The sequence below is a fragment of the Streptomyces sp. NPDC059989 genome (assembly GCF_042736975.1).
Lineage (GTDB): Bacteria > Actinomycetota > Actinomycetes > Streptomycetales > Streptomycetaceae > Streptomyces.
On the sequence record NZ_JBHWUO010000039.1, the window covers coordinates 29817 to 51648 of the forward strand.

Genomic DNA, 21832 nt, shown 5'->3' on the forward strand with positions numbered 1-21832 from the left:
GTGATCATTGACGACGGGATCTTGTTCCGGCAGGCCGAGGAGAAGGACGCCGGCACGCTGGTGGCGCTGTACGACCAGGCCGCGCGGTGGATGCGGGCCAACGGGATCGACCAGTGGAAGCCCGGTGACAAGGACGCCGACCACTTCCGCGCCCGGATGGGCGACGGCGAGGTGTGGCTCGGCGGGGACTCCGACGGGCGGGTGGTCGGCGCGTACGAGCTGTGGTGGTCCGACGAGGAGGCCTGGGGCATTCAGCCGCCGGTGGCCGGGTACGTGCACCGGCTGATGGTGGAACGGGAGGCCGCGCCCGCCGGCGCCGGGCGGCGCCTGCTCGAACACGCCGAGCGGCGGATCGCCAGGACCGGGCGGGAGCGGGCGCGGCTGGACTGCGTCTCCACCAACCCCCGGCTGCTCGCGTACTACCAGGGCGCGGGCTACCGGGTGGTCGGGGAGCTCCCCAACAAGGTGGGGAAGGACGGCAGGGTCTACGGGGTGATCCTGCTGGAGAAGCGGCTGGACCGGCTCACCGCCGTGTGAAGACGGCGACGGTGCGGGCGGGGACGGTGAACTCTCCTGTCTGCGCGTCGTACGCGGCCCCCTTGACCGTGGCGTCGGAGCCCGCGGCCTGGACCGGGTGGAGGGCGTAGGCGGTGCCCGCGAGGGCCGGGACGCGCTGGGGCCGGGCGGCGGGGGTGGCGTTGAAGACCACCACCAGGTCGCCCAGGGTCATGGTGATCACGCCCGGGGTCTCGTCCTTGCCGGAGAGGGGGAAGGCCAGCTGCTGCTGGACCGCCTCCGCGGTGGTGAGGGCGAAGGACCGTTCCGTCGTACGGATCCTCAGCAGGTCGCGGTAGGCGGCGGAGGCTCCGGTGATCTCCGCGCAGCCGGGGGCGGCGCCCGTCAGCAGGGGCTTCGCGTAGACCCACTTCGAGGCGTTGTCGGCGGCCGGGGGCAGGCCGCGGCCGAAGCCGTTGCCGTCACGGCAGTCCCAGTGCAGGGCGTTGAACCAGTCGCCGCTGTCGTAGGAGTTGCGGTCCAGGGACTTGGAGCGGAGCAGGTCCGTGCCCGCCTGGGACAGGGCCGGGCCCTGGGAGAGGGCGGCCGTGGCCATGGCCAGGACCTGCATGCGGGCCCGGTCGGCGGCCGAGGTGCCCGGCGGCAGCTTGTAGGTGAGGGCGTCGGCGAGGGTCTCGTTGTCGTGGGCGTCCGCGTAGGCGAGGGCGTCGCCGGGGGCGGCCGCGTAGCCGGCCGGGGCACCGTTGTAGTCCACCTCGGAGCCCTTGGTGCGGCGGCCGGTGGTGTCGGTGAAGGCGTACGGGGCGAGGTTCCCGGACAGGCCGACCTTGATCAGGTCCTGGGCGTGCAGCAGGCGGGCCTTCTGCTCGGCCGGGGTGCCGTTGGCCGGTGAGTCGTTGGGCGCCGTGAACAGGCCGGAGGCGAAGCCCTGGACGCGGGGGTCCTCGTCGAAGGGGCCGCCGCCGCGGACGGCGTCACGGGCCCGGTCGGAGAAGGTGGCGATGCCGGTGCGGGCCATGTTCTGCTGCGTGGCCTGGACGAAGCGGGCGTCGTTCGCGATCTCGCCGAAGTTCCAGCCCTCCCCGTAGAGGACGATCTTCTTCCCGTCGACCCCGTCCTTCGCGGGGGTCAGCTCGTCCAGGGCCTTGCGGACGGCCAGGATGTTGGCCTTCGGGTGGTGACCCATCAGGTCGAAGCGGAAGCCGTCGACCTTGTACTCCTTCGCCCAGGTGACGATCGAGTCCACGACGAGGCGGCCCATCATGGTGTTCTCGGGGGCGGTGTTGGCGCAGCAGGTGGAGGTCGCGACGCTGCCGTCGGCCAGCAGGCGCTGGTAGTAGCCGGGGACGATGCGGTCGAGGACGGACTTGTCCGACTGCCCGGCGGCGACGGTGTGGTTGTAGACCACGTCCATCACGGTGCGCAGCCCGGCGCCGTTCAGCGACTGGACCATCCTGCGGAACTCGACGGTACGGGCGGTGCCGCCCGGATCGCTCGCGTACGAGCCCTCGGGGACGGTGTAGTGCAGGGGGTCGTAGCCCCAGTTGTAGGCGTCCTTGGCGGCCGCGGCGGCCACGCAGGCCTGCTGCTCCTGCGAGTCCGGTGCGTAGACCTTGAGGTCGCAGGCGGGTTCGGTGCGGTCCGCCGCCTTCTCCGGAATGGTGCCGATGTCGAAGGCCGGGAGGAGGTGGACGTACGAGGTACCGGCAGCGGCCAGGTCGCGCAGGTGGGTCATGCCGGCCGAGCCGGTGTCGGTGAAGGCGAGGTACTGGCCGGGGTGCCGGGAGGTCCGGTCCGCGACGGAGAAGTCGCGGATGTGCAGCTCCTGGATCTGCGCCGAGGTGAAGGGGACGGGCGCGGGCTTGCGCAGGTCCTTCCAGCCGGGCGGGGCGAGCTTGGGGTCGGCGAGGTCCACGGCCAGGCTGTGGGTGGAATCCGCGGTCAGGGCCGTGGAGTACGGGTCGGTGACGAGGTTGCGGACCACCTGGCGGGTGCTGGGCGCCCAGACGGTCACGGCGTAGCGGTACGGCTTTCCGGCCCAGCCGCGCTCGCCGCGCACCGACCAGACGCCGGTGGTGTCGTCGCGGCGCATGGCGACGGTGCGGCCGTCGAGTTCGAGGGAGACCTCCTGGGCGGTGGGGGCCCAGACGGAGAGGGTGGGGCGGCCGTCCTTGAAGACCGGGCCCAGGGTCGCGGTGTTGGCGTACAGGTCGTCGAGCACGCCGGCGAGCTGGACGCCGGTGGCGGCGAGCACGGCGCCGTTGGCGGCGCGGGCGCTCCTCGCGACGAGCTGGCCGCGCAGGGCCTCGCGGACCCGGTCGCGGTCGCGCGGGTCGACGGTGAAGGCGGTGTACGCCGCCAGGTGCGGGAACTTCTGCTTCTGGGCGGCGGTGAGCTCGGACCGGTTCAGGCGCAGCCACCGGGCCCCGCCCTCGTGCAGGGTGCCGTTCTCGGCCTTGACGGCGCCTTCGCGGGAGGCGAGGAGCTGCAGGGAGGCGGCGGCCGCGGGGGCGTTCCAGGCGAGGGTGTCGCGGTCGATCCAGACGGCCTGGGCCTTGGTGAGGTCCAGGGCGGCCGCGGATCCGGCGGGCTGCGGGAGGAGGTACTTCTCCTGGCCGCCCAGCATCCAGACCTCGTGGCCGGTGGCCTTCAGGTCCAGGGACTGGTCGGTGGGGAGGTCCTTCTCGTCGCCCTTGTGAAGGATGTAGCTCAGGGAGGTCGCACCGGCCCCGAGCGGGACCTCGTAGACCGCGCCGTAGGAGTCGGTGCGGATGGGGAGCAGCGGCTTGGACCAGTCGGTGGGGGTCGCGGCGCCGGTCCAGACGTGCAGGCCCCAGCCGTCGTAGGAGCCGTCGGGGCGCTGGTAGTGCAGAACGGCCTTCCCGGTGTCCTGCGGCGGGTGGGCGGGGCGTTCGGTGCGGGCGGGTTCCTTGCCCTGCTCCAGCCAGATCTCGCCGGTCTTCGTCACGTCGACGGTGCGGTCGGCGGCAACGTCCTTGTTGCCGTCCTTGTCGATGACGAGGTAGCCGACGGAGGAGGCGCCGGGCTTGAGCCTGACGTACGCGAAGGCGCCGTACGCGTCGCGGCCGGTGAAGTCGTGTCCGGCGGGCCAGGGCGTCGCCTCGCCGTCGGCGATGTCGCCCCAGGCGTAGAGGCGCCAGTCGGTGTAGTTCCCGTCGGGGCGGTTGTAGTGGACGACGGCGTAGTCGCGCTGGGTGGCGGTGGGGATCTCCTTCGGCGGGACCTGTCCGGCGGCGGACTCGGCGAGGGCGCTCGCGGTGCGGCCGGCGGAGTCGACGACGACGGCCTTGTAGCGCAGGGGCGTGCCGGCGGGGGCGGTGACGTGCTGGGTGACCTTGTACGGGGCGTGGTCGGCGGATCCCACGACCTGCCACTTGTCGTTGCCGGTCTGGGCGGCGAAGACGACCCGGTTCAGGCCGCCGCCGGTGACGTCGGCGGAGAGCTCGACGGTGCCGGTGGCGCCGGGGGCCGGTGCCTTGAGGGTCAGGGCGGGCTTGGCGGTGGGGGCGGCGAGCGGGGCGGCGCCCTGGAGCACCACCGAGCCGAAGGCGGGGACGACGACGGTGAGCTTGCCGGCCGCGGAGGCGCGGAGCAGTGCGGTGCCGCCGTAGAGGGTGCGGTACTGGGCGCCGGCCGGGGCGTCGATCTCGACGGTCCTGGACTCGGCTCCGTTGTTGGCGGCGACCAGGTACTCGGTGCGGGTGCGGGCGTCGGTGCGGGCGAAGGCGTAGACGGAGCCGTCGGCGAGGCGCTCGCTCTGGATGCCGTCGCGCAGGGCCGGGTGGGCCTTGGTCAGCTTCGCGAGAGCACTGATCTGCTTGTAGAGGGGGTGCTCCGGATCGTAAGCGTCGCTCGCATGCGTGCGCACTGTTCCGAGCTGGTCGTCATCGAGATAGTCGGCGGTCTGCGAGGCGAACAGCGGCTGGCGCGCGTCCTTGTCTCCGCCCGCGCCCGTGAAGCCCTGCTCGTCGCCGGAGTAGATCACCGGGTTGCCCCGGGAGAGGAACATCAGCTCGTTGGCCAGCCGGTAGCGGTCCAGCAGCTCCTGCTCCCCCGCGCCCGGCCGGTCCTGCTTCAGGAAGGTGCCGAAGCGGCCCATGTCGTGGTTGCCGAGGAAGGTCACCTGCTCGTAGGCGTTGGCCTTGTCGCTGGTGTACCGGTAGTCGTCACCCAGGACGGAGGCCAGCCGGCCGGCTCCCGCGCCCTGGGAGGCGTACGCGCGGATCGCGTCCTGCAGCGGGAAGTCGAGGGTGGCGTCGAGGCGCCCGCGGGTCACGTACGGGGAGGTGACGGCGGTGTCGGCGGAGTAGACCTCGCCGAACATGAAGAAGTCGTCACGGCCGCGCTTCGCCGCGTACTGGTCGAGGGCGGTCGCCCACTGCGTCCAGAATTCGGTGTTGACGTGCTTGACGGTGTCGATCCGGAAGCCGTCTATGTCGAAGTCCTTGACCCACTTCTCGTAGATCTTCTCCATCCCGTCGACGACCTCGGGACGCTCGGTCCACAGGTCGTCGAGGCCGAAGAAGTCGCCCTGGTCGGAGGATTCGCCGGCGAAGGTGGAGTCGCCCCGGTTGTGGTACATCGTCGGATCGTTGAGCCAGGCGGGGACCTTGAGGTTCTTCTTCGCGTCGGGCACGAAGGGGGTCCTCGGGAAGGACTCCCCGTCCACCTTGGGGAACTTCCCCTTCCCGCCCGCGTAGTCCTTGTCGTCGAAGGGCACGCCGTCCTTCGTCAGGTACGGGAACGCCCCCTTCGACAGGTACGAGTAGGACGCCTCCCGGTAGTCGACGACGTCCGCGGTGTGGTTGGTGATGACGTCGAAGAAGACCTTCATCCCCTTCCCGTGCGCCGTGTCGATCAGCCGCTCCAGGTCGGCGTTGGTGCCGAAGTGCGGGTCGACCTGGGTGAAGTCGGTGATCCAGTACCCGTGGTAGCCCGCCGAGACGTCCTCGCCCTTCCCCTGCACCGGCTGGTTCTTGAAGATCGGCGCCATCCAGATGGCGGTCGTCCCCAGCCCCTTGATGTAGTCGAGCCGGTCGGTGAGCCCCTTGAGGTCGCCGCCCTGGTAGAAGCCCTTGTCCGTCGGGTCCAGGCCGGTCTCCAGGCGGGAGCCGGTCAGGCCGCCCCGGTCGTTGCGCGGGTCGCCGTTCGCGAACCGGTCCGGGAGGACGAAGTAGAACTGCTCCCGGGTCAGGTCGTGCCGGGCCGGCTCGGCGGCCAGCTTCGCGTCCGAGGGCGGGGCGGGCGGCCTGGCCGTGGCGGCCGCGGCGGGGAGGGCGGGCAGGAGCGTCACGGCCAGGGCGGCGGCGAGCACTCCTGCGGCAGGGCGTATCAAGGCGGGTCTCCTTGTGTACGGGTCGCATGAACAAGGGCCGCCCGGCGGTGGCGGGGAGGTGGTGCCGGGCGGCCCTGGTCTATTGGGGGCGGAGGCTCAGCCGCGCCAGGTGTCGCTCAGCGTGACCTTGCCGCTCGCGGGGACGGTGGCGGTACGGTTCGCACCGCTCTCCCAGGTGACGTTCCCGGCGGCGTCCTTGCGGACGTACTTGTACGCGAACGACGTGCCGGCCGGGAGGGTGACGTCGAGCTTCCAGACCGGGTAGGCGGCCGCGTCGAGCTTCAGCGCGCTGCCGGCGTTCCAGGCGCCGAGCTCGGCCCGGTCACCGGTGACGTAGATGTTCTGTCCGACGACGGTGGTGGCGTTGACGGCGAAGGAGGCGCCGGAGGTGGCCGACGGCGGCGGGGTCGTACCGCCGGAGCAGGTACGGGCGCCCGTGTGCAGGGCGACGGCCGTCCCGGCGGGGAGGGTGGCGGTGAACTGGCCGCCGGAGTTCACCGTGACCGTGCGGTTGTTCTGCACGTCGCAGTAGTCGCCGGCGGCGAGGGAGGTCTGGAAGGTACGGGACAGGGCGCTCGCCTCGTGGTTGATGGCGACGTACGCCTTGGAACCGCGCCCGAAGGCGATCTGGTCGCCGCCGTTGTCCCACCAGTTGGTGACGGACTGGCCGCGGGCCGCGTTGCGGAAGGCGACCATGGAGGAGATCTCCCGCCAGGCGTGCTGGCACTTCCAGCCGTCGGCGTAACAGGCGCTCACCGCACCGCCGTTCGGAGGCCCGGCGTCCTTGTCGCTCCACTCGTAACCGGAGTGCACGTCCGGCGACCCGTACGGCCAGGCCAGCATGAAGACGCTCGCGAGGGTGTAGGCGGAACCGTCCTTGTAGCTGAGGGTGTCGCCGACGCGCTCGGTGTCGTGGTTGTCGACGAAGACCCCGGACTGACCACTGGGCATGTGGCCCCAGGCTTCGCCGAAGTTCTTCAGGTAGGCGAGGTTCTCGTTCTGGAAGACCCGCTTGAGGTCGCGGGCGTAGCGGAACTCCTGGACGTCGCCGGTGCCGAGGTACTCGCTGGGCGAGACGGCCTCGCCGGCGCCGTGGATCGCCTCCTGCTTCCAGTAGACGCCGGGGTTCGTCAGCCGCGACTTGATGTTGGCGAGGTCGGCGGCGGGCATGTGCTTGGCGGCGTCGATCCGGAATCCGTCGACGCCGAGGGAGAGCAGGTCGTTGAGGTAACCGGCGATGCGGCCCCGCACGTAGTCCTCGCCGGTGTCGAGGTCGGCGAGCTGGACCAGCTCGCAGTTCTGGACGTTGGCGCGGTCCTGGTAGTTGGAAATGGTCGCCCGGCAGTCGTCCATGTCGGAGCCGGAGTAGACGCCGGGGTAGTTGTACTTCGTGTACGAAGAGCCGCCGGTGCCGGTGCCGTCCCCGGCGGCCATGTGGTTGATCACCGAGTCGGCGACGACCTTCACGCCGGCGGCGTGGCAGGTGTCGACCATGGCCTTGAAGGCGGTGCGGTCGCCGAGCCGGCCGGCGATCTTGTAGCTGACGGGCTGGTACGAGGTCCACCACTGGGAGCCCTGGATGTGCTCCTGTGGAGGGGAGACCTGGACGTAGCCGTAACCGGCGGGGCCGAGCGAGTCCGTACAGGCCTTGGCAACGGACTCGAAGCGCCACTCGAACATCACAGCGGTGACGTCCTTGTCCCCCGGCGGGGTCGCGGAGGCCTGCGGAGCGTGAGCGGTGAGCGCGGCAAGCGCGGCGGCGGCGAACAGCCCCACACCGACGGCGCGGGATCGTGGGGGTCTGGCGGCTCTGACAGACATGTGGGGGGCCTCCTGGCGGGAGAGGTGGGGATTGTCCGCGACCGTAGAGGGGTAACCCAGCGCGTTGCAAGAGTTTGCGCAAGAGATTGCAGAATTGTTTCCTGGGGCAGCGTCCCTCGGGGAAACAACCGGGGCCCACGGGGATCGGGCAGGTGGACGGCGGCGCGCTGACCGGGCGCGGAACCCGATGAGCGCGCCGCGGACGACCGAGAGCTCAGCCCAGCTCTCTCCGCTGGTACGCCAAGCGCGACAGCCCGCTCACCGCACGATAGCGGGACATGACGGGCCGCATGGGCGGCCTATGCCCATCCCAAGACGGGCCGGGGACGCCTGCGGCGAGGAGCGCGTAGCGATCTGTTGCGTGTGGCCGCCTGAACTACCGCCAGCTCCATCTGGCCGCTGTCTGGGAAGGGTTGGGCCGCCCCCGACCCGGAATCCGAGGTGGGAGGGCCCGGGCCGAGGCTCCCCCAGGGAACCGGGCAGCCCCTCCCTGATGGCCCTGCTCCTCTACCCATCACCCGTGCCGTTCTTTTGGGGGTTCCCGGCAGTCTTCGTATTTCCGTGGCGGGACGGCCTGTCAAGGGTGGCCGAAGGCCATCGCGAAGCGACGCGACCGCAGGGAGCGCCCTTGACAGGCCGGCCCGACACGGAGAGACGATGAGACTGACGGGAAACCCCCAAACCCTCCCTGATACCGGGTGACTGGCTCCCGACCCCCGAAGCCGCCGCCCCGCAGGCAGGCCAGCCTGAGCACAATGCGGCCCACGCCGACCCCGCCCGACAATCTGCCGAGCCCCGGCTTCGCCGCCGAGGGGGGCGGGTGGGCAACCACCGACCGGGCCCGGCGGCTCGAGGGGGCAAAAGACGCCCGTGCCGTGAAGCGCCGTACCCCAGCAGCCCCGCACCGCGACGCGACGCACCGCGACGCACCGCGACGCACCGCGGACTCCCCCGCGCCCCCACCCCTCAGCCCGGCCCCTGTCCCGTGGACCCCCGTACCACCAGCTCCGGCTGGAAGACGTACTCCGTGCGCTGGACCGGGGTGCCGGCCACCGCCTCCAGCAGGGCGCCGACCGCCGCCGTGGCCATGGCCCGGACCGGCTGTCGGACCGTCGTCAGCGGCGGGTCCGTGAAGGCGATCAGCGGCGAGTCGTCGAAGCCGACCACCGAGACGTCCTCCGGCACCCGCAGCCCCCGTTCCCGGGCGGCCCGGATGACGCCGAGCGCCATCGGGTCGCTCCCGCACACCACCCCCGTGCAACCGCGGTCCAGCAGCGCGCCTCCCGCCGCGTGGCCGCCCTCCACCGTGAACAGCGTGCGCTGGATCAGGCCTTCCGCGTCGGCACCCGGCACCGCGGCCAGGAACCCCTGCTCCTTCCGCGCCGACGGGACGTAGCGCGTCGGCCCGATGGCCAGCCCGATCCGCCGGTGCCCCAGCTCCTCCAGGTGCCGCACCGCCATGTCCGCCGCCGCCCGGTCGTCCGGGGAGATGAAGGGGGCGTTCACCCGCTCGTTGAAGCCGTTGATCAGCACGAAGGGGACGCCGCGGGCCGCCAGTCGCTGGTACCTCGACGGGTCGGCGTGGGCATCCGCGTGGAGCCCCGACAGGAACACGATCCCGGTGACCCCGCGCTCCTCCAGCTGCTCCACCAGCTCGTCCTCGGTGGCCCCGCCCGGGGTCTGCGTGCACAGCACCGGCGTGTACCCGTGCCCGGCCAGCGCCTGCTCGATGACCTGGGCGAACGCCGGGAAGATGGGGTTCGTCAGCTCCGGGATCAGCAGCCCCACCAGCCCGTTGCTGCGCCGCTTGAGCCGCACCGGCCGCTCGTAGCCCAGCAGGTCGAGCGCGGCCAGCACCTTGTGCCGGGTGCCGGCCGCCACGCCCGACTTGCCGTTGAGCACACGGCTGACGGTCGCCTCGCTGACCTGGGCCTGCGCGGCGATGTCCGTCAGCCTCAGAGGAGAGCCGGAGGGGGAGGTCACCCCTTCCACCACACCGCCGTGTCGCCCGGCAGGACGTCCGGCTCCGCGAGGTCGAGGTCCCCACTGGCCAGCAGTACGGTGCCCGGCGCGGGCAGCCGTACCGGCGCGCCGGTGGTGTTCACCGTGCACACGAACTCCCCGCGCCGGAACGCCAGCACCCCGTCCGGGGCGGTCAGCCACTCCACGCCGTCGCCGGCGCCCAGCTCGGCCCGCTCCCGGCGGATCCGCAGCGCGGCGCGGTACAGCTCCAGCGTCGAGGAGGGGTCGCCCGTCTGGGCGGCCACGCTCAGACCGGCCCACTCGGCCGGCTGCGGCAGCCAGCTGCCGCCGCTCCCGAAGCCGTACGGGGCCTGGTCGCCCGACCACGGGATCGGCACACGGCAGCCGTCGCGCAGCCCGTCCTGGCCGTTCGCCTTGAAGAAGGAGGGGTCCTGGCGCACGTCGTCCGGCAGGTCCACGACCTCCGGCAGCCCCAGCTCCTCGCCCTGGTAGACGTACGCCGACCCGGGCAGGGCCAGCATCAGCAGGGCCGCCGCCCGGGCCCGGGCCACGCCCTGCGCCCCGCCCCCGTACCGCGTCACGTGCCGTACGACGTCGTGGTTGGACAGCACCCACGTGGTCGGCGCGCCGACCGGCCGCATCGCGTCGAGCGACTCGTCGATGGTGGCGCGCAGCGCGTCCGCGTCCCAGCCGGTGTTCAGGTAGTGGAAGTTGAAGGCCTGGTGGAGCTCGTCGGGGCGCAGGTAGAGCGCGGTGCGGTCGGCGCTCGGCGTCCAGGCCTCGGCGACGCCGATCCGGTCGCCCGCGTACTCGTCGAGCACGGTCCGCCAGGAGCGGTAGATCTCGTGGACCCCGTCCTGGTCGAAGAAGGGGAGCACCTGGTTGCCCAGCAGCTTGAGCTGCTCGTCGCGGCCGAGGTCGGGCAGGCCGGGGGCCTTGACCAGGCCGTGGGCGACGTCGATGCGGAAGCCGTCGGCGCCGAGGTCGAGCCAGAAGCGCAGGATGGAGCGGAACTCGTCCTGGACGGCGGGGTGTTCCCAGTTGAAGTCGGGCTGCTCGGGCGCGAAGAGGTGCAGGTACCACTCCCCGTCGGCCACCCGCGTCCACGCCGGCCCGCCGAAGATGGACTCCCAGTCGTTGGGCGGGAGCTCCCCGGCCGCACCCCGGCCCGGGCGGAAGTGGAAGCGCTCGCGCAGCGGCGTCCCCGGCCCCTCCCGCAGCGCCTGCTTGAACCATTCGTGCTGGTCGGAGCAGTGGTTCGGGACGAGGTCCACGATGATCCGCAGGCCCAGCGCGTGCGCTTCGCGGATCACGGCGTCGGCGTCGTGCAGGGTGCCGAACATGGGGTCGATGGCCCGGTAGTCGGCGACGTCGTAGCCCGCGTCGGCCTGCGGGGAGGCGTAGAAGGGGCTGAGCCAGACGGCGTCGACGCCCAGCTCCTTGAGGTAGGGCAGGCGGCTGCGGATTCCTTCGAGGTCCCCCATGCCGTCCCCGTTGGAGTCGGCGAAGCTGCGCGGATAGACCTGGTAGATCACCGCTTCTCTCCACCAGCCGGGCCGGGTGCCGGTGGAGGTGGGAAGTGCGTCGGCGAGGTGCTGGGTCATGTCGTCCTTGAAGAGATCGGGCCGGGGGTGAGAGGGGGCAGGCAAGGGGTGGTCAGCCCTTGGTGGCGCCTGCCGTCATCCCGGCGACGAGGTGACGCTGGGCGAAGAGGAAGAAGATCGCTGCGGGGATCGCGATGAGCACGGAAGCGGCGCTCATCGCCCCCCAGTTGGAGGTGTACTGGGTGACGAAGGTCTGGAGCCCGCCGGCCAGGGTGAGGTTCTCCTCGCCGACCATGAAGGCGGAGGCGTACGCGACTTCGCCCCATGCGGTGATGAAGGCGTAGAAGCCGGTGACGGCGAGGCCGGGCTTGGCGAGCGGCAGGATGAGCCGCCAGAAGGTGCCGAAGGGGTTGAGGCCGTCGACGCGGCCCGATTCGTCGATCTCCACCGGGATGGTGTCGAAGAAGCCCTTCATCATCCAGGCGCAGAACGGCACGGCGATGGTGAGGTAGGTGATGATCAGGCCGACCGGCTGGTTGAGCAGCCCGAGGTCGCCCATCAGGTTGTAGAGCGGGACGATGAGGATGGCCATCGGGAACATCTGCGTGATGAGCAGGGTCCACATCAGCGGCTTCATTCCGGGGAACTTGAAGCGGCTGACGGCGTATCCGGTGGTGGCGGCGATGAACACGCCGAGGACCGTGGTGACGCCGGCGACGAGGACCGAGTTGCCGAACCAGCTGAGGAAGTGGCTCGACTCCAGCAGGTACCGGTAGTTGCCGAGGCTCGGTTCCTTGACGAAGTCGGTGGTGATCGCGTGCTGCGCGGGCTTGAGCGAGGTCAGCAGGATCCACAGCACCGGGAAGACGGCGATGACGGACGCGACGACGAGCGTGGCGTGCAGGCCTACGGACGCGAGCGGGCTCCGGTGGCCCCGGCCGCGGACGGCGGTGGGTTTCGTGGTCATGGTCACCACACCTCTCCCTGCTTGCGCAGCGAGCGCCGGTAGACCAGCGCGAAGATCATGAGCAGCAGGAGGATCAGCACGCCCCAGGTGGCGGAGGCGGCGAAGTCGCGCGGGCTCGTGATGAACGCCTCGCGGAAGGCCTGGGTCACCAGGATCTCGGTGGAGTCCCCGGGTCCGCCGCGGGTGAGCAGGAAGATCACCGGGAACATGTTGAAGGTCCAGATGGTGGAGAGCAGGATCACCGTCATGCTGACCGCGCGCAGGCCGGGCAGGGTGATGTGGCGGAACCGCTGCCAGGCGGAGGCCCCGTCCATCTCGGCGGCCTCGTAGAGCTCGCCGGGGATCGACTGCAGTCCGCCGAGCAGGGCGACCATCATGAAGGGGACGCCGAGCCAGACGTTGACGGCGATGACCGAGAACTTGGCCCAGGTCGGGTCGTCGAGCCACGGGACGGCCGCGATGCCGCCGCCGTCGAGGAGCTTGTTGAGGATGCCGTTGTCGCGGTTGAAGAGGAACCGCCAGGCGAAGACGGAGACGAAGCCGGGGACGGCCCAGGGCAGGATGAGCGCCATCCGGTAGGCGGCGCGGCCCTTGAAGTCCCGGTTGAGCATGTTGGCGAGGAGCAGGCCGAGCGTGAAGGTGATCGACACGCATCCGACGGTCCACAGCACCGTCCACACCAGCCGCTGCAGGAACACCGGGTCGCTGAGGACGGCAGCGTAGTTGTCGAGTCCGACGAACTCGTACGTGGCCTCGATGTGGCGGGCGCCGATGGTCCGGGAGACGTTGCGCTCGTTGGCGTCGGTCAGCGACAGGTAGACGCCCTTGACGAGCGGCCAGCCGATGATCACGCCGAGGACGAGCACCACCGGGGCGACCATGGCCCAGGCGTACCAGTGGGTGGCGAGGGCACGCCTCAGTCCACCCGTGTTCCGGCTGTCAGTCCTGCGGCTCCGGCCGCGGGAGGCGACGCTGTCGTCGTCTCCCGCGGCCTTCGCCACCGACTGGCTGGTGTGAGCAGCCATGGTTTCGTTACTTCCAGCCCTTGAGGATCTTGCGGAACTCGACACCGGCCGACTTGGCGGCGTCCTCGGGGCTGGAGGCCCCGGTGATCGCCTTGGTGTATTCGACCTTCAGCGGCTCGAAGAGGGAGCCGTTCTCCGGGATCCAGGCGCGCTCGACGGCCTTGTCCACGGCCGGCTTGAAGAACTGGACCATCTCGTTGCCCTTGACGTCGGGCTGTTCGTAGGCGGCGGTGCGGGTGGGGAGCACGCTCAGCTCCTTGGCCGTCTGCACCTGGACCTCCTGCGAGGTCATGTACTCGACGAAGGCGTGCGCGGCGTCGCGGTTCTTGGAGCCGGCGTAGACGGCGAGGTCGTGGCCGCCCTGCGGGGCGCCCGCCTTGACCGAGCCGGCCGGGACGGGGGCGATGCCGAGGTTGGCCTTGTCCTTGAACTGGTCACCGGCGTAGCTGTCGGCGACCGCCCACGGGCCGTTGATCATCATGGCGGCCTCGCCCGACTTGAAGGCGGTCTGCATGTTGGTCCAGCCGTCGGTGGCGTTGGTGATCGCCGCGCCCGAGGTGACCAGGTCGCGGGCGGTCTTGAACGCCTTGACGCCGGCCGCGTTGTCGACGGTGACGGTCTTGTTCTTCGCGTCGACCAGGTCGCCGCCCTCGCCGTAGATCAGCGGGAGGAACCAGTAGGAGTCGTCGCCGCGCAGGTAGAGGCCGGCCTTGCCGCTCTTCGCCTTGATCGCCGCGGCGGCCGTCTTCAGCTCCTCCAGGGTCTTGGGGGGCTGGACGCCGGCGTCGGCGAGCATCTTCTTGTTGTAGAAGAGGCCGAGGGTGTCGATGACCTGCGGCACGGCGTAGGTCTTGCCCTCGTACTTGCCGCTGGCCGCGGCCTGCGCGAGGAACTCGGCGTCGACCTTCTTGGCCGTCTCGGCCGGTACCTCGTCGAGGTACTGGAGGGAGGCGAAGTCCGCGACCCAGCCGACGTCGGCGCGGATCACGTCGGGGGCGTCGGAACCGCTGCTGAAGGCGTTCTTGACCTTGTTCTGCGCGTCGCCGTACGGGACGTTGACGTACTTGACGGTCACCTTCGGGTGCTTCGCGGTGAACGCCTCGGCGATCTTCTGGAAGCTGGCCTTCTCGGCCTCGTTCGAGGTGTCCCACCACGTGACCGTGCCGGACAGCTCGCCGCCGGCCTTGGTCTCGCCACCGTCGCCCTTGGTGTCACCGCCGCAAGCCGTTGCCGCGAGCGCCAGGGTCGCGACCAGCGCGGTGGCCGCTATGCCACGCCGCATATGAACTCCTTCGATGATCCCGGCCGCGCCCTCGCGGTCCCGAGTTGCCAGGAACGTAACAAGACTGAAAGCCGACCGAAAGAGCTTGCGGCAATTTTCTGCAAGAGAAGCTGATCGTTACATCCGTGTGTCCGGACGGTTGCCGCAGCTTGCTGTTAGTTCGAGTCACCTTCGACTGTCCGGGCCCGCAACCAGGGGGCGTGTACTCGCGTTGACCCCGATATGACCCACGAGTCGACGGCCGTCCAGCTTGCAAGCTCTTCCAGCAATGCCACGGCGAGCGGTGGCTGGTGGCGCGATGCCGTCATCTACCAGGTGTACGTCCGGTCCTTCGCCGACAGCGACGGCGACGGCGTCGGGGACCTGCGCGGGGTCCGCGAGCGCCTCCCCCACCTGGCCCGCCTCGGGGTCGACGCCGTGTGGCTCACCCCCTTCTACGTCTCCCCGCAGGCGGACGGCGGCTACGACGTCGCCGACTACCGGGCCGTCGACCCGCTCTTCGGGGACCTCTCCGACGCCGACGAGCTCGTCCGGGCCGCGCACGCGCTGGGGCTGCGGGTCATCGTGGACGTGGTGCCGAACCACACCTCCGAGCAGCACCCGTGGTTCCGCGCCGCCCTCGCCGGGGAGCCGGGGGCCCGCGCGCGCTACCTCTTCCGCCCGGGACGGGGCGCGGCCGGGGAGCTCCCGCCGAACGACTGGGAGTCGGTCTTCGGCGGCCCCGCCTGGACCCGGGTCGCCGACGGCGAGTGGTACCTCCACCTCTTCGCGCCCGAGCAGCCCGACCTGGACTGGGGCCGGCCCGAGGTCGCCGCCGAGTTCTCCTCCGTGCTGCGCTTCTGGCTCGACCTCGGCGTCGACGGCTTCCGCGTCGACGTCGCCCACGGCATGGCCAAGGCCCCCGGCCTGCCCGACATCGGCCGCGGCGCCCAGGCCACCCTCATCGGCACCGAGCCGCTCCCCTTCTTCGACCAGGACGCGGTCCACGAGATCCACCGCTCCTGGCGCCGGCTCCTGGACTCCTACCCGGGGCAGCGCATCGGCGTCGCCGAGGCCTGGGCCCCGACCTCCGAGCGGCTCGCCCTCTACGTCCGCCCCGACGAACTGCACCAGGCCTTCAACTTCCGCTTCCTGAACTGCCCGTGGGACACCGCCGCCATGCGGACCGTCATCGACGAGTCCCTGGCCGCCACCGCCTCGGTGGGCGCGCCGACCACGTGGGTGCTGTCCAACCACGACGTCGTACGGCACGTGACGCGGTACGGGGGCGGGGCCCGCGGGCTGGCCCGCGCCCGGGCCGCGGCCCTGCTGATGCTGGCCCTGCCCGGATCGGCGTACGTCTACCAGGGCGAGGAGCTGGGCCTGCCGGAGGTCGTCGACCTCCCGGACGAGGCCCGCCAGGACCCGGCCTTCCGCCGCGGGCGCCGTCAGCAGGTCTCCGGGGCCGAGCCGGCCGCCGGGCCCGCGCCGGGCGGAGCCGCGCCACGGGCCCGGACCACCGACGGGGCCGGGACCCCCGCCGGGACCCATGCCGGGACCCATGCCGGTGCCGCGGCCGGGCCGGAGGCCGAGGGGCAGGACGGGCTGCGCGACGGGTGCCGGGTGCCGCTGCCCTGGTCCGGGTCGGAGCCGCCCTACGGGTTCGGGCCGGCCGGGAGCTGGCTGCCGCAGCCCGCCGGCTGGGGCGGGCTCAGCGTGGCCGCCCAGACCGGCGACCCGCACTCCACCCTGGAGCTCTACCGCGCGGCCCTGGAACTGCGCCGCGCCCTGCCGGGCCTGGGCGCGCCCGAGGCGGGCCGGGGCCGTCCGGCGTCGGACCAGTTCGACCCCGCCCGCGCCTGGGGCGAAGCCGCCGCCTGCGGCGACCCCGGGGCCGAGGCCCCGCACCCCTCCGGGATGCACTGGCTGCCGGCCCCCGAAGGGGTCCTCCTCTTCACCCGCCCCGGCTTCGCCTGCACCCTCAACAGCCGCCCCACCCCGGTCGAACTGCCCGCACCCGGGCGCCCCGTGCTCTCCAGCTCCCCCGTGGAGACGGACGGCCGTACCGTCCGGCTTCCCCCGGATTCGTGCACGTGGTGGGCATTTTGACGTGGCGGCCGGTACAGTCCCATCCCGTGACCGCACGGCTAGCCGACATCGCAGCCCAGGCGGGGGTCAGCGAAGCCACAGTCAGCCGCGTGCTCAACGGCAAGCCCGGTGTGGCCGCGGGCACCCGCGAGTCCGTGCTGGCCGCGCTCGACGTGCTCGGCTACGAGCGCCCCGTACGGCTCCGCCAGCGCAGTGCCGGGCTCGTCGGACTGATAACCCCCGAGCTGGACAACCCCATCTTCCCGGCGCTCGCCCAGGTCATCGGCCAGGCGCTGACCCGCCAGGGCTACACGCCGGTGCTGGCCACGCAGACCCCCGGCGGGTCCACCGAGGACGAGCTGACCGAGATGCTCGTCGACCGCGGGGTCTCCGGGATCATCTTCGTCTCCGGACTGCACGCCGACACCACGGCCGACATGGGCCGCTACGACCAACTCCGCGGGCAGGGCGTTCCGTACGTCCTCATCAACGGGTTCTCCGACAAGGTGCAGGCCCCCTTCGTCTCGCCCGACGACCGGGCCGCGATGCACCTCGCCGTCACCCACCTCACCGCGCTCGGGCACACCCGGATCGGGCTCGCGGTCGGGCCGAAGCGGTTCGTCCCGGTGCTCCGCAAGATCGAGGGCTTCCGCAGCGCGATGAAGGAGCGGCTCGGGCTCGACGAGGCCCGGACCGAGGAGCTGATCCAGCACTCCCTCTACACGCTGGAGGGCGGCCAGGCCGCCGCGGCCGCGCTGATCGCGCGCGGCTGCACGGCGGTGGTGTGCGCGAGCGACATGATGGCGCTCGGCGCGATCCGGGCCGCCCGGCAGCAGGGGCTGAAGGTGCCGCAGGACGTGTCGGTGGTCGGCTTCGACGACTCCCCGCTCATAGCGTTCACCGATCCGCCGCTGACCACGATCCGGCAGCCCGTACTGGCCATGGGGCAGGCGGCGGTCCGGACCCTGCTGGAGGAGATCGGCGGTACGCCCGCCCCGCACAGCGAGTTCGTCTTCCTGCCCGAGCTGGTCGTCCGCGGCTCCACGGCGTCCGGTCCCGGGCAGCGGAGAAGGACGTAAAGGGCGTGAAGGACGTAAGGGCCACGGGTCGTCCCCAGGGCTGAGCGGCTGCGCCGAAGACCGTCCCGAGGGATGATCGGAGGCGAGATCGTATCTGGCAGACTCCTATCCCATGGGTGAAGCGAGCGTGAAGACACTGGAAACCCGGACGGATGTCTCGTCACCCACGGTGACCGAGAACGAGGCCCGCCCGGGGTCCGAGCGCACCCTGCTCGGCCGGCTGCGGTCCCCGCGCCGGCCGCGCATCTGGTTCGAGATCGCGCTCATCGCGGTCAGCTACTGGACCTACTCGCTGATCCGCAACGCGGTCCCGGAGCAGAAGGCGGCCGCCCTCGCGAACGCCGACTGGATCTGGGGCGTCGAGCGCACCCTCGGCATCGCCGTCGAGCAGTCGGTCAACCACGCCGTCAACTCGGTGACCTGGCTGATCGTGGGCATGAACTACTACTACGCCACGCTCCACTTCATCGTGACCATCGGCGTACTGGTGTGGATCTACCGTTTCCATCCCGGGCGTTACGCGCCCACCCGTCTCGTGCTCTTCGCCACCACGGGCGTGGCCCTGGTCGGCTACTACTTCTACCCGCTCGCGCCGCCCCGGCTGATGAACGGGCAGAGCTTCGTCGACACCGTGCTGGTCCACCACACCTGGGGCTCCATGGCCTCCGGGAACCTCAAGCACATGTCGAACCAGTACGCCGCGATGCCCTCGATGCACATAGGGTGGTCGCTCTGGTGCGGGCTGACGATCTTCGCGGTCGCCTCCGCCCCGTGGGCCCGGATCCTGGGCCTGCTCTACCCGACGGCGACCCTCGTCGTCATCGTGGCCACCGCCAACCACTTCTGGCTCGACGCCGTGGGCGGCATGCTCTGCCTGGCCTTCGGCTACACCGTCTCGCGGGCCTGGTACGGCTCGCTCCCGCACCGGCTGCCGCGCCACCCGGTGCACAGCGGGCCGCACCCGCTCTCCACCGCGCTGAACCGCTTCCGCCGCTAGCGGGAGGCGACCGCCCGGACCCGCGGGCCCGGGCCGCCTGCCCCCGGACCCGGTCCTAGAGGCCACCGTCCCGGTGCGTGACGCGGCCGCCCGACATCGTGAGGCGGACCGGCGCCCCGGCCAGTTCGTCCGGCGGGGCCGTGACCGGGTCGAGGGCGAAGGCCGTCAGATCCGCCCGGCAGCCGGGCGCGATCCGGCCCGCCACCGACTGCTCCCCGGCCGCGAGCGCCGCGTGCGAGGTCATGCCCTCCAGGGCCATCAGCCCGGTCAGGGCGCGGCCGGCCGAGGCCGCGCCCAGCGGGCTGCGGGCGGTGACCAGCACCTGGCGGGCGTCGTGGTGGGCGATGGGCCAGTCCGAGCCGAGCGCGAGGACGGCTCCCGCGTCGCGCAGGTCCCGGCAGCGCCAGGCCCGGCCCGCCCGGTCCCCGCCCAGCCGCTTCGACCACTCGTCGCTGTGGTCGGCGCGGGTGTACGCGGTGTGCGGCGGCTGCATGGAGGCGATCACCCCGAGCTCCGCGAACCGCTTCAGCTGGTCGTCGGGGACCGTTTCGATGTGCTCGATCCGGTGCCGCATCCGGGCCTGCCCGCCGAGGGACGCCACCGTGTCCAGGACGTGGCGGACGGCCGCGTCGCCGATGGCGTGGGTCGCGGTGCGCACCCCGGCCGCGTCCAGGACCCGTACGGCCCGGGCGTAGGCCTCGGGGTCGGGCCAGAAGGCGTCGGTGCCCTGGCCGTGGCAGTCGGCGTGCTCCAGCCACGCGGTGCCGCCCTCGACGGTGCCGTCCATGAAGAACTTCACGCCGCCGACCTGCCAGTGGCGGCCCCGCTTGCCCTGGAGGGCGATCAGCTCGGCGAGGTCCTCGTCGGTGGCCCCCGGCATGCACCAGGGGGCCAGGCGCAGCCGAAGCGGCAGGTCGCCCTCGTACTCGACGGTGGCGAGGAGGGCCGGTACGTCCCCGTCGCCGAGGTCCATGACGTGGGCGCCGGTGAGGCCGGTGGCGGCCATGGAGCCGAGCAGTTCGACGAGGCGGGTGCGGCGCTCGGCGTACGAGGGCTTCGGTACGAGGGCGCCGACGAGGGCCATCGCGGCGTGTTCGACGAGGTGGCCGGTGGGCCGGCCGTCGGCGTCGCAGACGATCTCGGAGCGCTGGGCGAAGGCGCGGGGGCCGGTGATCCCGGCGGCGGCCAGGGCCGCGCCGCTGACGAGCGCGGAGTGGCCGTCGTAGAGGCGCAGGAAGGCGGGGGCGCCGGCCAGGGCCTCCTCCACCAGGGCGCGGTGGACGGGGCGGCCGCCGAAGGCGTTGTGGTCGAGGCCGTGGCCGGTGACCCAGCCGCCGGGGCCGCGGTCCGCGGTGCGCAGGGCGGCGCGCAGCTGGTCGAGGTCGCGGACGGCGGAGAGGTCGGTGCCTTCTGCCATCTCGATGCCCCAGACGGGGTGGCTGTGGGCGTCGGTGAGGCCGGGGGTGAGGGTGGCGCCGTGGAGTTCGATCACCTCGGTGCCGGGTCCGCGCCAGTCGCGTACGTCGGCCTCGTCGCCGACGGCGACGATCTCGCCGTCGCGGACGGCTACGGCGCGGGCCTCGGGGCGGCCGGGGTCGAGGGTGCGGACGCGGGCGCCGGTGAGGACGGTGTCGGGAGCGGGCACGGGGTTCCTTCCCCTTCGGGAGCGGTGTCGGGTTCTTCGGCGAAGCGGGCGTAGACCTCGGGGCGGCGGGTCTTCAGCCGCTGGGCGAGGCCGAGGCCGGCGAGGAAGACGGCGGGGACGAGCGCGATGAGGACGGTGTTGACGGTGGTGGAGGCCATGGTGAAGAGGTCCACCTTGGAGACGACCAGCAAGATCGCCACGGCGAGCAGGACGGCGGCGGCCACGGGTGCGATCACCGTCCGCCAGGGGCCTTCCGCGTGCGCGAGACGCCGGAAGTAGGCGGGTACGGCGATCGCCGCCAGCAGCATCAGGGCCATGAGGCCGATCATGCCGGGGGTGTTCACCCACAGGAGGAGCTGCTGGTACGGGTCGGCGCCCGCGAGGGCGAAGCCGAGGACGACGACGGCGCCGAGGGCGGTCTGCGCGGCTCCGGCGAGGTACGGGGAGCGGTGGCGGGGGTGGACGCGGCCGAGGGCGGCGGGCAGGACGCCCTCCTCGGAGAGGGCGAGGGCGTAGCGGTTGATGGCGTTGTGGAAGGCGAGGAGGGAGGCGATGACGCTGGTGACGATGAAGACGTGCATCAGGTCGGCCGCCCAGGGGCCGACGTAGGTGGTGATCGCGGCGAAGAAGAGGCCGCCGGGGTCCTCGGTGGCAGCGGTGATCACCTCCTCGGCTCCGAAGGCCTGGATGACGGTCCAGACGATGAAGGCGTAGAAGAGGCCGAGGAAGGCGACGGCGATGTAGGTGGCGCGCGGGATGGTCCGGTCGGGGTCGCGGGCCTCACGGCGGTAGATGACGGTGGACTCGAAACCGGTGAAGGCGGCGAACGCGAAGGCCAGGACGGCGGCGGTGCCGGGGACGAGGACCGCGCCGGGGGCGAAGGACCCGAGGGAGAGCCCGTGGGCGCCACCCTTGAGGAGCACCCCTCCTGCCAGCAGGACGAGTATCCCGGTCTCGGCGACGAGGAGGACGCCGAGCAGCTTGGCGCCGAAGTCGATGGAGCGGAAGCCGCCGTACCAGATGAGGGCGAGGCCGGCGAGGGAGACGGGGAGCCAGGGGACGTCGAGGCTCCAGAGTGCGTGCGCGGTGTCGGCGGTGGTGGTGCCGAGGAGGCCGTAGACGCCGATCTCCATGCCGTTGTAGCCGACGAGGGCGAGCAGGGCGGCGCCGATGCCGACGCGCTTGCCGAGGCCGCGGGTGATGTAGGCGTAGAAGGCGCCGCCGCTGCGGACGTGGCGGCTCATGGTCGTGAAGCCGACGGCGAAGACGGCGAGGGTGATGCCGGCGAGGAGGTATCCGGCGGGGGCGCCGATGCCGCCGAGGAGGATGGCGACGGGGGCGACGCCGGCCATGACGGTGAGGGGGGCGGCGGCGGAGACGACGAAGAAGGAGATGTCGGCGGTACCGAGCGCCGCGCGGCGGAGCGCGGGTGGTGGCGCTGGCGTTTGGGGCATGGGGCGGCACCCTTCTGCGAACGGCAGGCTGCGGGGGGAAGAAAACCTAAAGGCTTTCGGTTTGCGGCAATGTAGCCTCCGGTTTTGGGATACGGG

General features: G+C 71.8%; 13 protein-coding genes. 4 read left to right on the top strand and 9 right to left on the bottom strand.

The features are described 5' to 3' along the window. Positions 1-537: a GNAT family N-acetyltransferase gene (locus ACFWBN_RS28785; RefSeq protein ID WP_385180941.1), complete on the top strand. Its 537-nt coding sequence runs from the start codon at positions 1-3 to the stop codon at positions 535-537. Here ACFWBN_RS28785 and pulA read toward each other — a convergent pair. From pulA to ACFWBN_RS28820, 7 genes are all read right to left on the bottom strand, one after another. Continuing rightward, complete coding sequence (gene pulA / locus ACFWBN_RS28790) at positions 524-5872, bottom strand: pullulanase-type alpha-1,6-glucosidase (RefSeq protein WP_385180944.1); 5349 nt, start codon at positions 5870-5872, stop codon at positions 524-526. The genes ACFWBN_RS28785 and pulA overlap by 14 nt on opposite strands. A gap of 96 nt (positions 5873-5968) precedes the next feature. Further along, complete coding sequence (locus tag ACFWBN_RS28795; protein WP_385180947.1) at positions 5969-7693, bottom strand: carbohydrate-binding module family 20 domain-containing protein; 1725 nt, start codon at positions 7691-7693, stop codon at positions 5969-5971. Positions 7694-8659: 966 nt separating this feature from the next. Next, complete coding sequence (locus tag ACFWBN_RS28800; protein WP_385180950.1) at positions 8660-9685, bottom strand: LacI family DNA-binding transcriptional regulator; 1026 nt, start codon at positions 9683-9685, stop codon at positions 8660-8662. After that, positions 9673-11280 carry a glycoside hydrolase family 13 protein gene (locus tag ACFWBN_RS28805; RefSeq protein ID WP_385180953.1) on the bottom strand — a complete coding sequence of 536 codons (1608 nt, stop codon included), beginning with the start codon at positions 11278-11280 and terminating at the stop codon, positions 9673-9675. The genes ACFWBN_RS28800 and ACFWBN_RS28805 overlap by 13 nt, the downstream gene beginning before the upstream one ends. A 52-nt stretch (positions 11281-11332) precedes the next feature. Beyond that, the gene (locus ACFWBN_RS28810) at positions 11333-12187 is read right to left on the bottom strand and encodes a sugar ABC transporter permease (protein WP_385180956.1); all 855 of its coding nucleotides are present in this window, start codon (positions 12185-12187) and stop codon (positions 11333-11335) included. A 2-nt stretch (positions 12188-12189) separates the two neighbouring features. Next, positions 12190-13212, bottom strand: a complete 1023-nt coding sequence (locus ACFWBN_RS28815; protein WP_385180959.1) for a carbohydrate ABC transporter permease — start codon at positions 13210-13212, stop codon at positions 12190-12192. A 7-nt stretch (positions 13213-13219) separates the two neighbouring features. Beyond that, entirely contained in the window at positions 13220-14494 is a 1275-nt protein-coding gene (locus tag ACFWBN_RS28820; RefSeq protein ID WP_385180962.1) for an extracellular solute-binding protein, read from the bottom strand. Between the two features lie 222 nt (positions 14495-14716). Between ACFWBN_RS28820 and ACFWBN_RS28825 the strand changes: the two genes are divergently transcribed. From ACFWBN_RS28825 to ACFWBN_RS28835, 3 genes are all read left to right on the top strand, one after another. After that, positions 14717-16582 carry a glycoside hydrolase family 13 protein gene (locus ACFWBN_RS28825; RefSeq protein WP_385180964.1) on the top strand — a complete coding sequence of 622 codons (1866 nt, stop codon included), beginning with the start codon at positions 14717-14719 and terminating at the stop codon, positions 16580-16582. A gap of 26 nt (positions 16583-16608) precedes the next feature. Then, positions 16609-17640 carry a LacI family DNA-binding transcriptional regulator gene (locus ACFWBN_RS28830; protein ID WP_385180966.1) on the top strand — a complete coding sequence of 344 codons (1032 nt, stop codon included), beginning with the start codon at positions 16609-16611 and terminating at the stop codon, positions 17638-17640. Between the two features lie 112 nt (positions 17641-17752). Further along, positions 17753-18637: a phosphatase PAP2 family protein gene (locus ACFWBN_RS28835; protein WP_385180968.1), complete on the top strand. Its 885-nt coding sequence runs from the start codon at positions 17753-17755 to the stop codon at positions 18635-18637. 55 nt (positions 18638-18692) lie between these two features. Here the strand turns inward: ACFWBN_RS28835 and ACFWBN_RS28840 are convergent, their stop codons facing one another. Both ACFWBN_RS28840 and ACFWBN_RS28845 read right to left on the bottom strand, forming a co-directional pair. After that, positions 18693-20282 carry an amidohydrolase gene (locus tag ACFWBN_RS28840; protein WP_385180970.1) on the bottom strand — a complete coding sequence of 530 codons (1590 nt, stop codon included), beginning with the start codon at positions 20280-20282 and terminating at the stop codon, positions 18693-18695. Further along, positions 20204-21736, bottom strand: a complete 1533-nt coding sequence (locus tag ACFWBN_RS28845; RefSeq protein ID WP_385180972.1) for an APC family permease — start codon at positions 21734-21736, stop codon at positions 20204-20206. The genes ACFWBN_RS28840 and ACFWBN_RS28845 overlap by 79 nt, the downstream gene beginning before the upstream one ends. Positions 21737-21832 lie beyond the last annotated feature (96 nt).

Bases quoted from the DNA above. Each gene is read 5' to 3' on its own strand.
- ACFWBN_RS28795 (WP_385180947.1), bottom strand. From the start codon at position 7,693: ATGTCTGTCAGAGCCGCCAGACCCCCACGATCCCGCGCCGTCGGTGTG.
- ACFWBN_RS28805 (WP_385180953.1), bottom strand. From the start codon at position 11,280: ATGACCCAGCACCTCGCCGACGCACTTCCCACCTCCACCGGCACCCGG.
- ACFWBN_RS28810 (WP_385180956.1), bottom strand. From the start codon at position 12,187: ATGACCACGAAACCCACCGCCGTCCGCGGCCGGGGCCACCGGAGCCCG.
- ACFWBN_RS28815 (WP_385180959.1), bottom strand. From the start codon at position 13,212: ATGGCTGCTCACACCAGCCAGTCGGTGGCGAAGGCCGCGGGAGACGAC.
- ACFWBN_RS28820 (WP_385180962.1), bottom strand. From the start codon at position 14,494: ATGCGGCGTGGCATAGCGGCCACCGCGCTGGTCGCGACCCTGGCGCTC.
- ACFWBN_RS28825 (WP_385180964.1), top strand. From the start codon at position 14,717: ATGACCCACGAGTCGACGGCCGTCCAGCTTGCAAGCTCTTCCAGCAAT.
- ACFWBN_RS28835 (WP_385180968.1), top strand. From the start codon at position 17,753: ATGGGTGAAGCGAGCGTGAAGACACTGGAAACCCGGACGGATGTCTCG.
- ACFWBN_RS28845 (WP_385180972.1), bottom strand. From the start codon at position 21,736: ATGCCCCAAACGCCAGCGCCACCACCCGCGCTCCGCCGCGCGGCGCTC.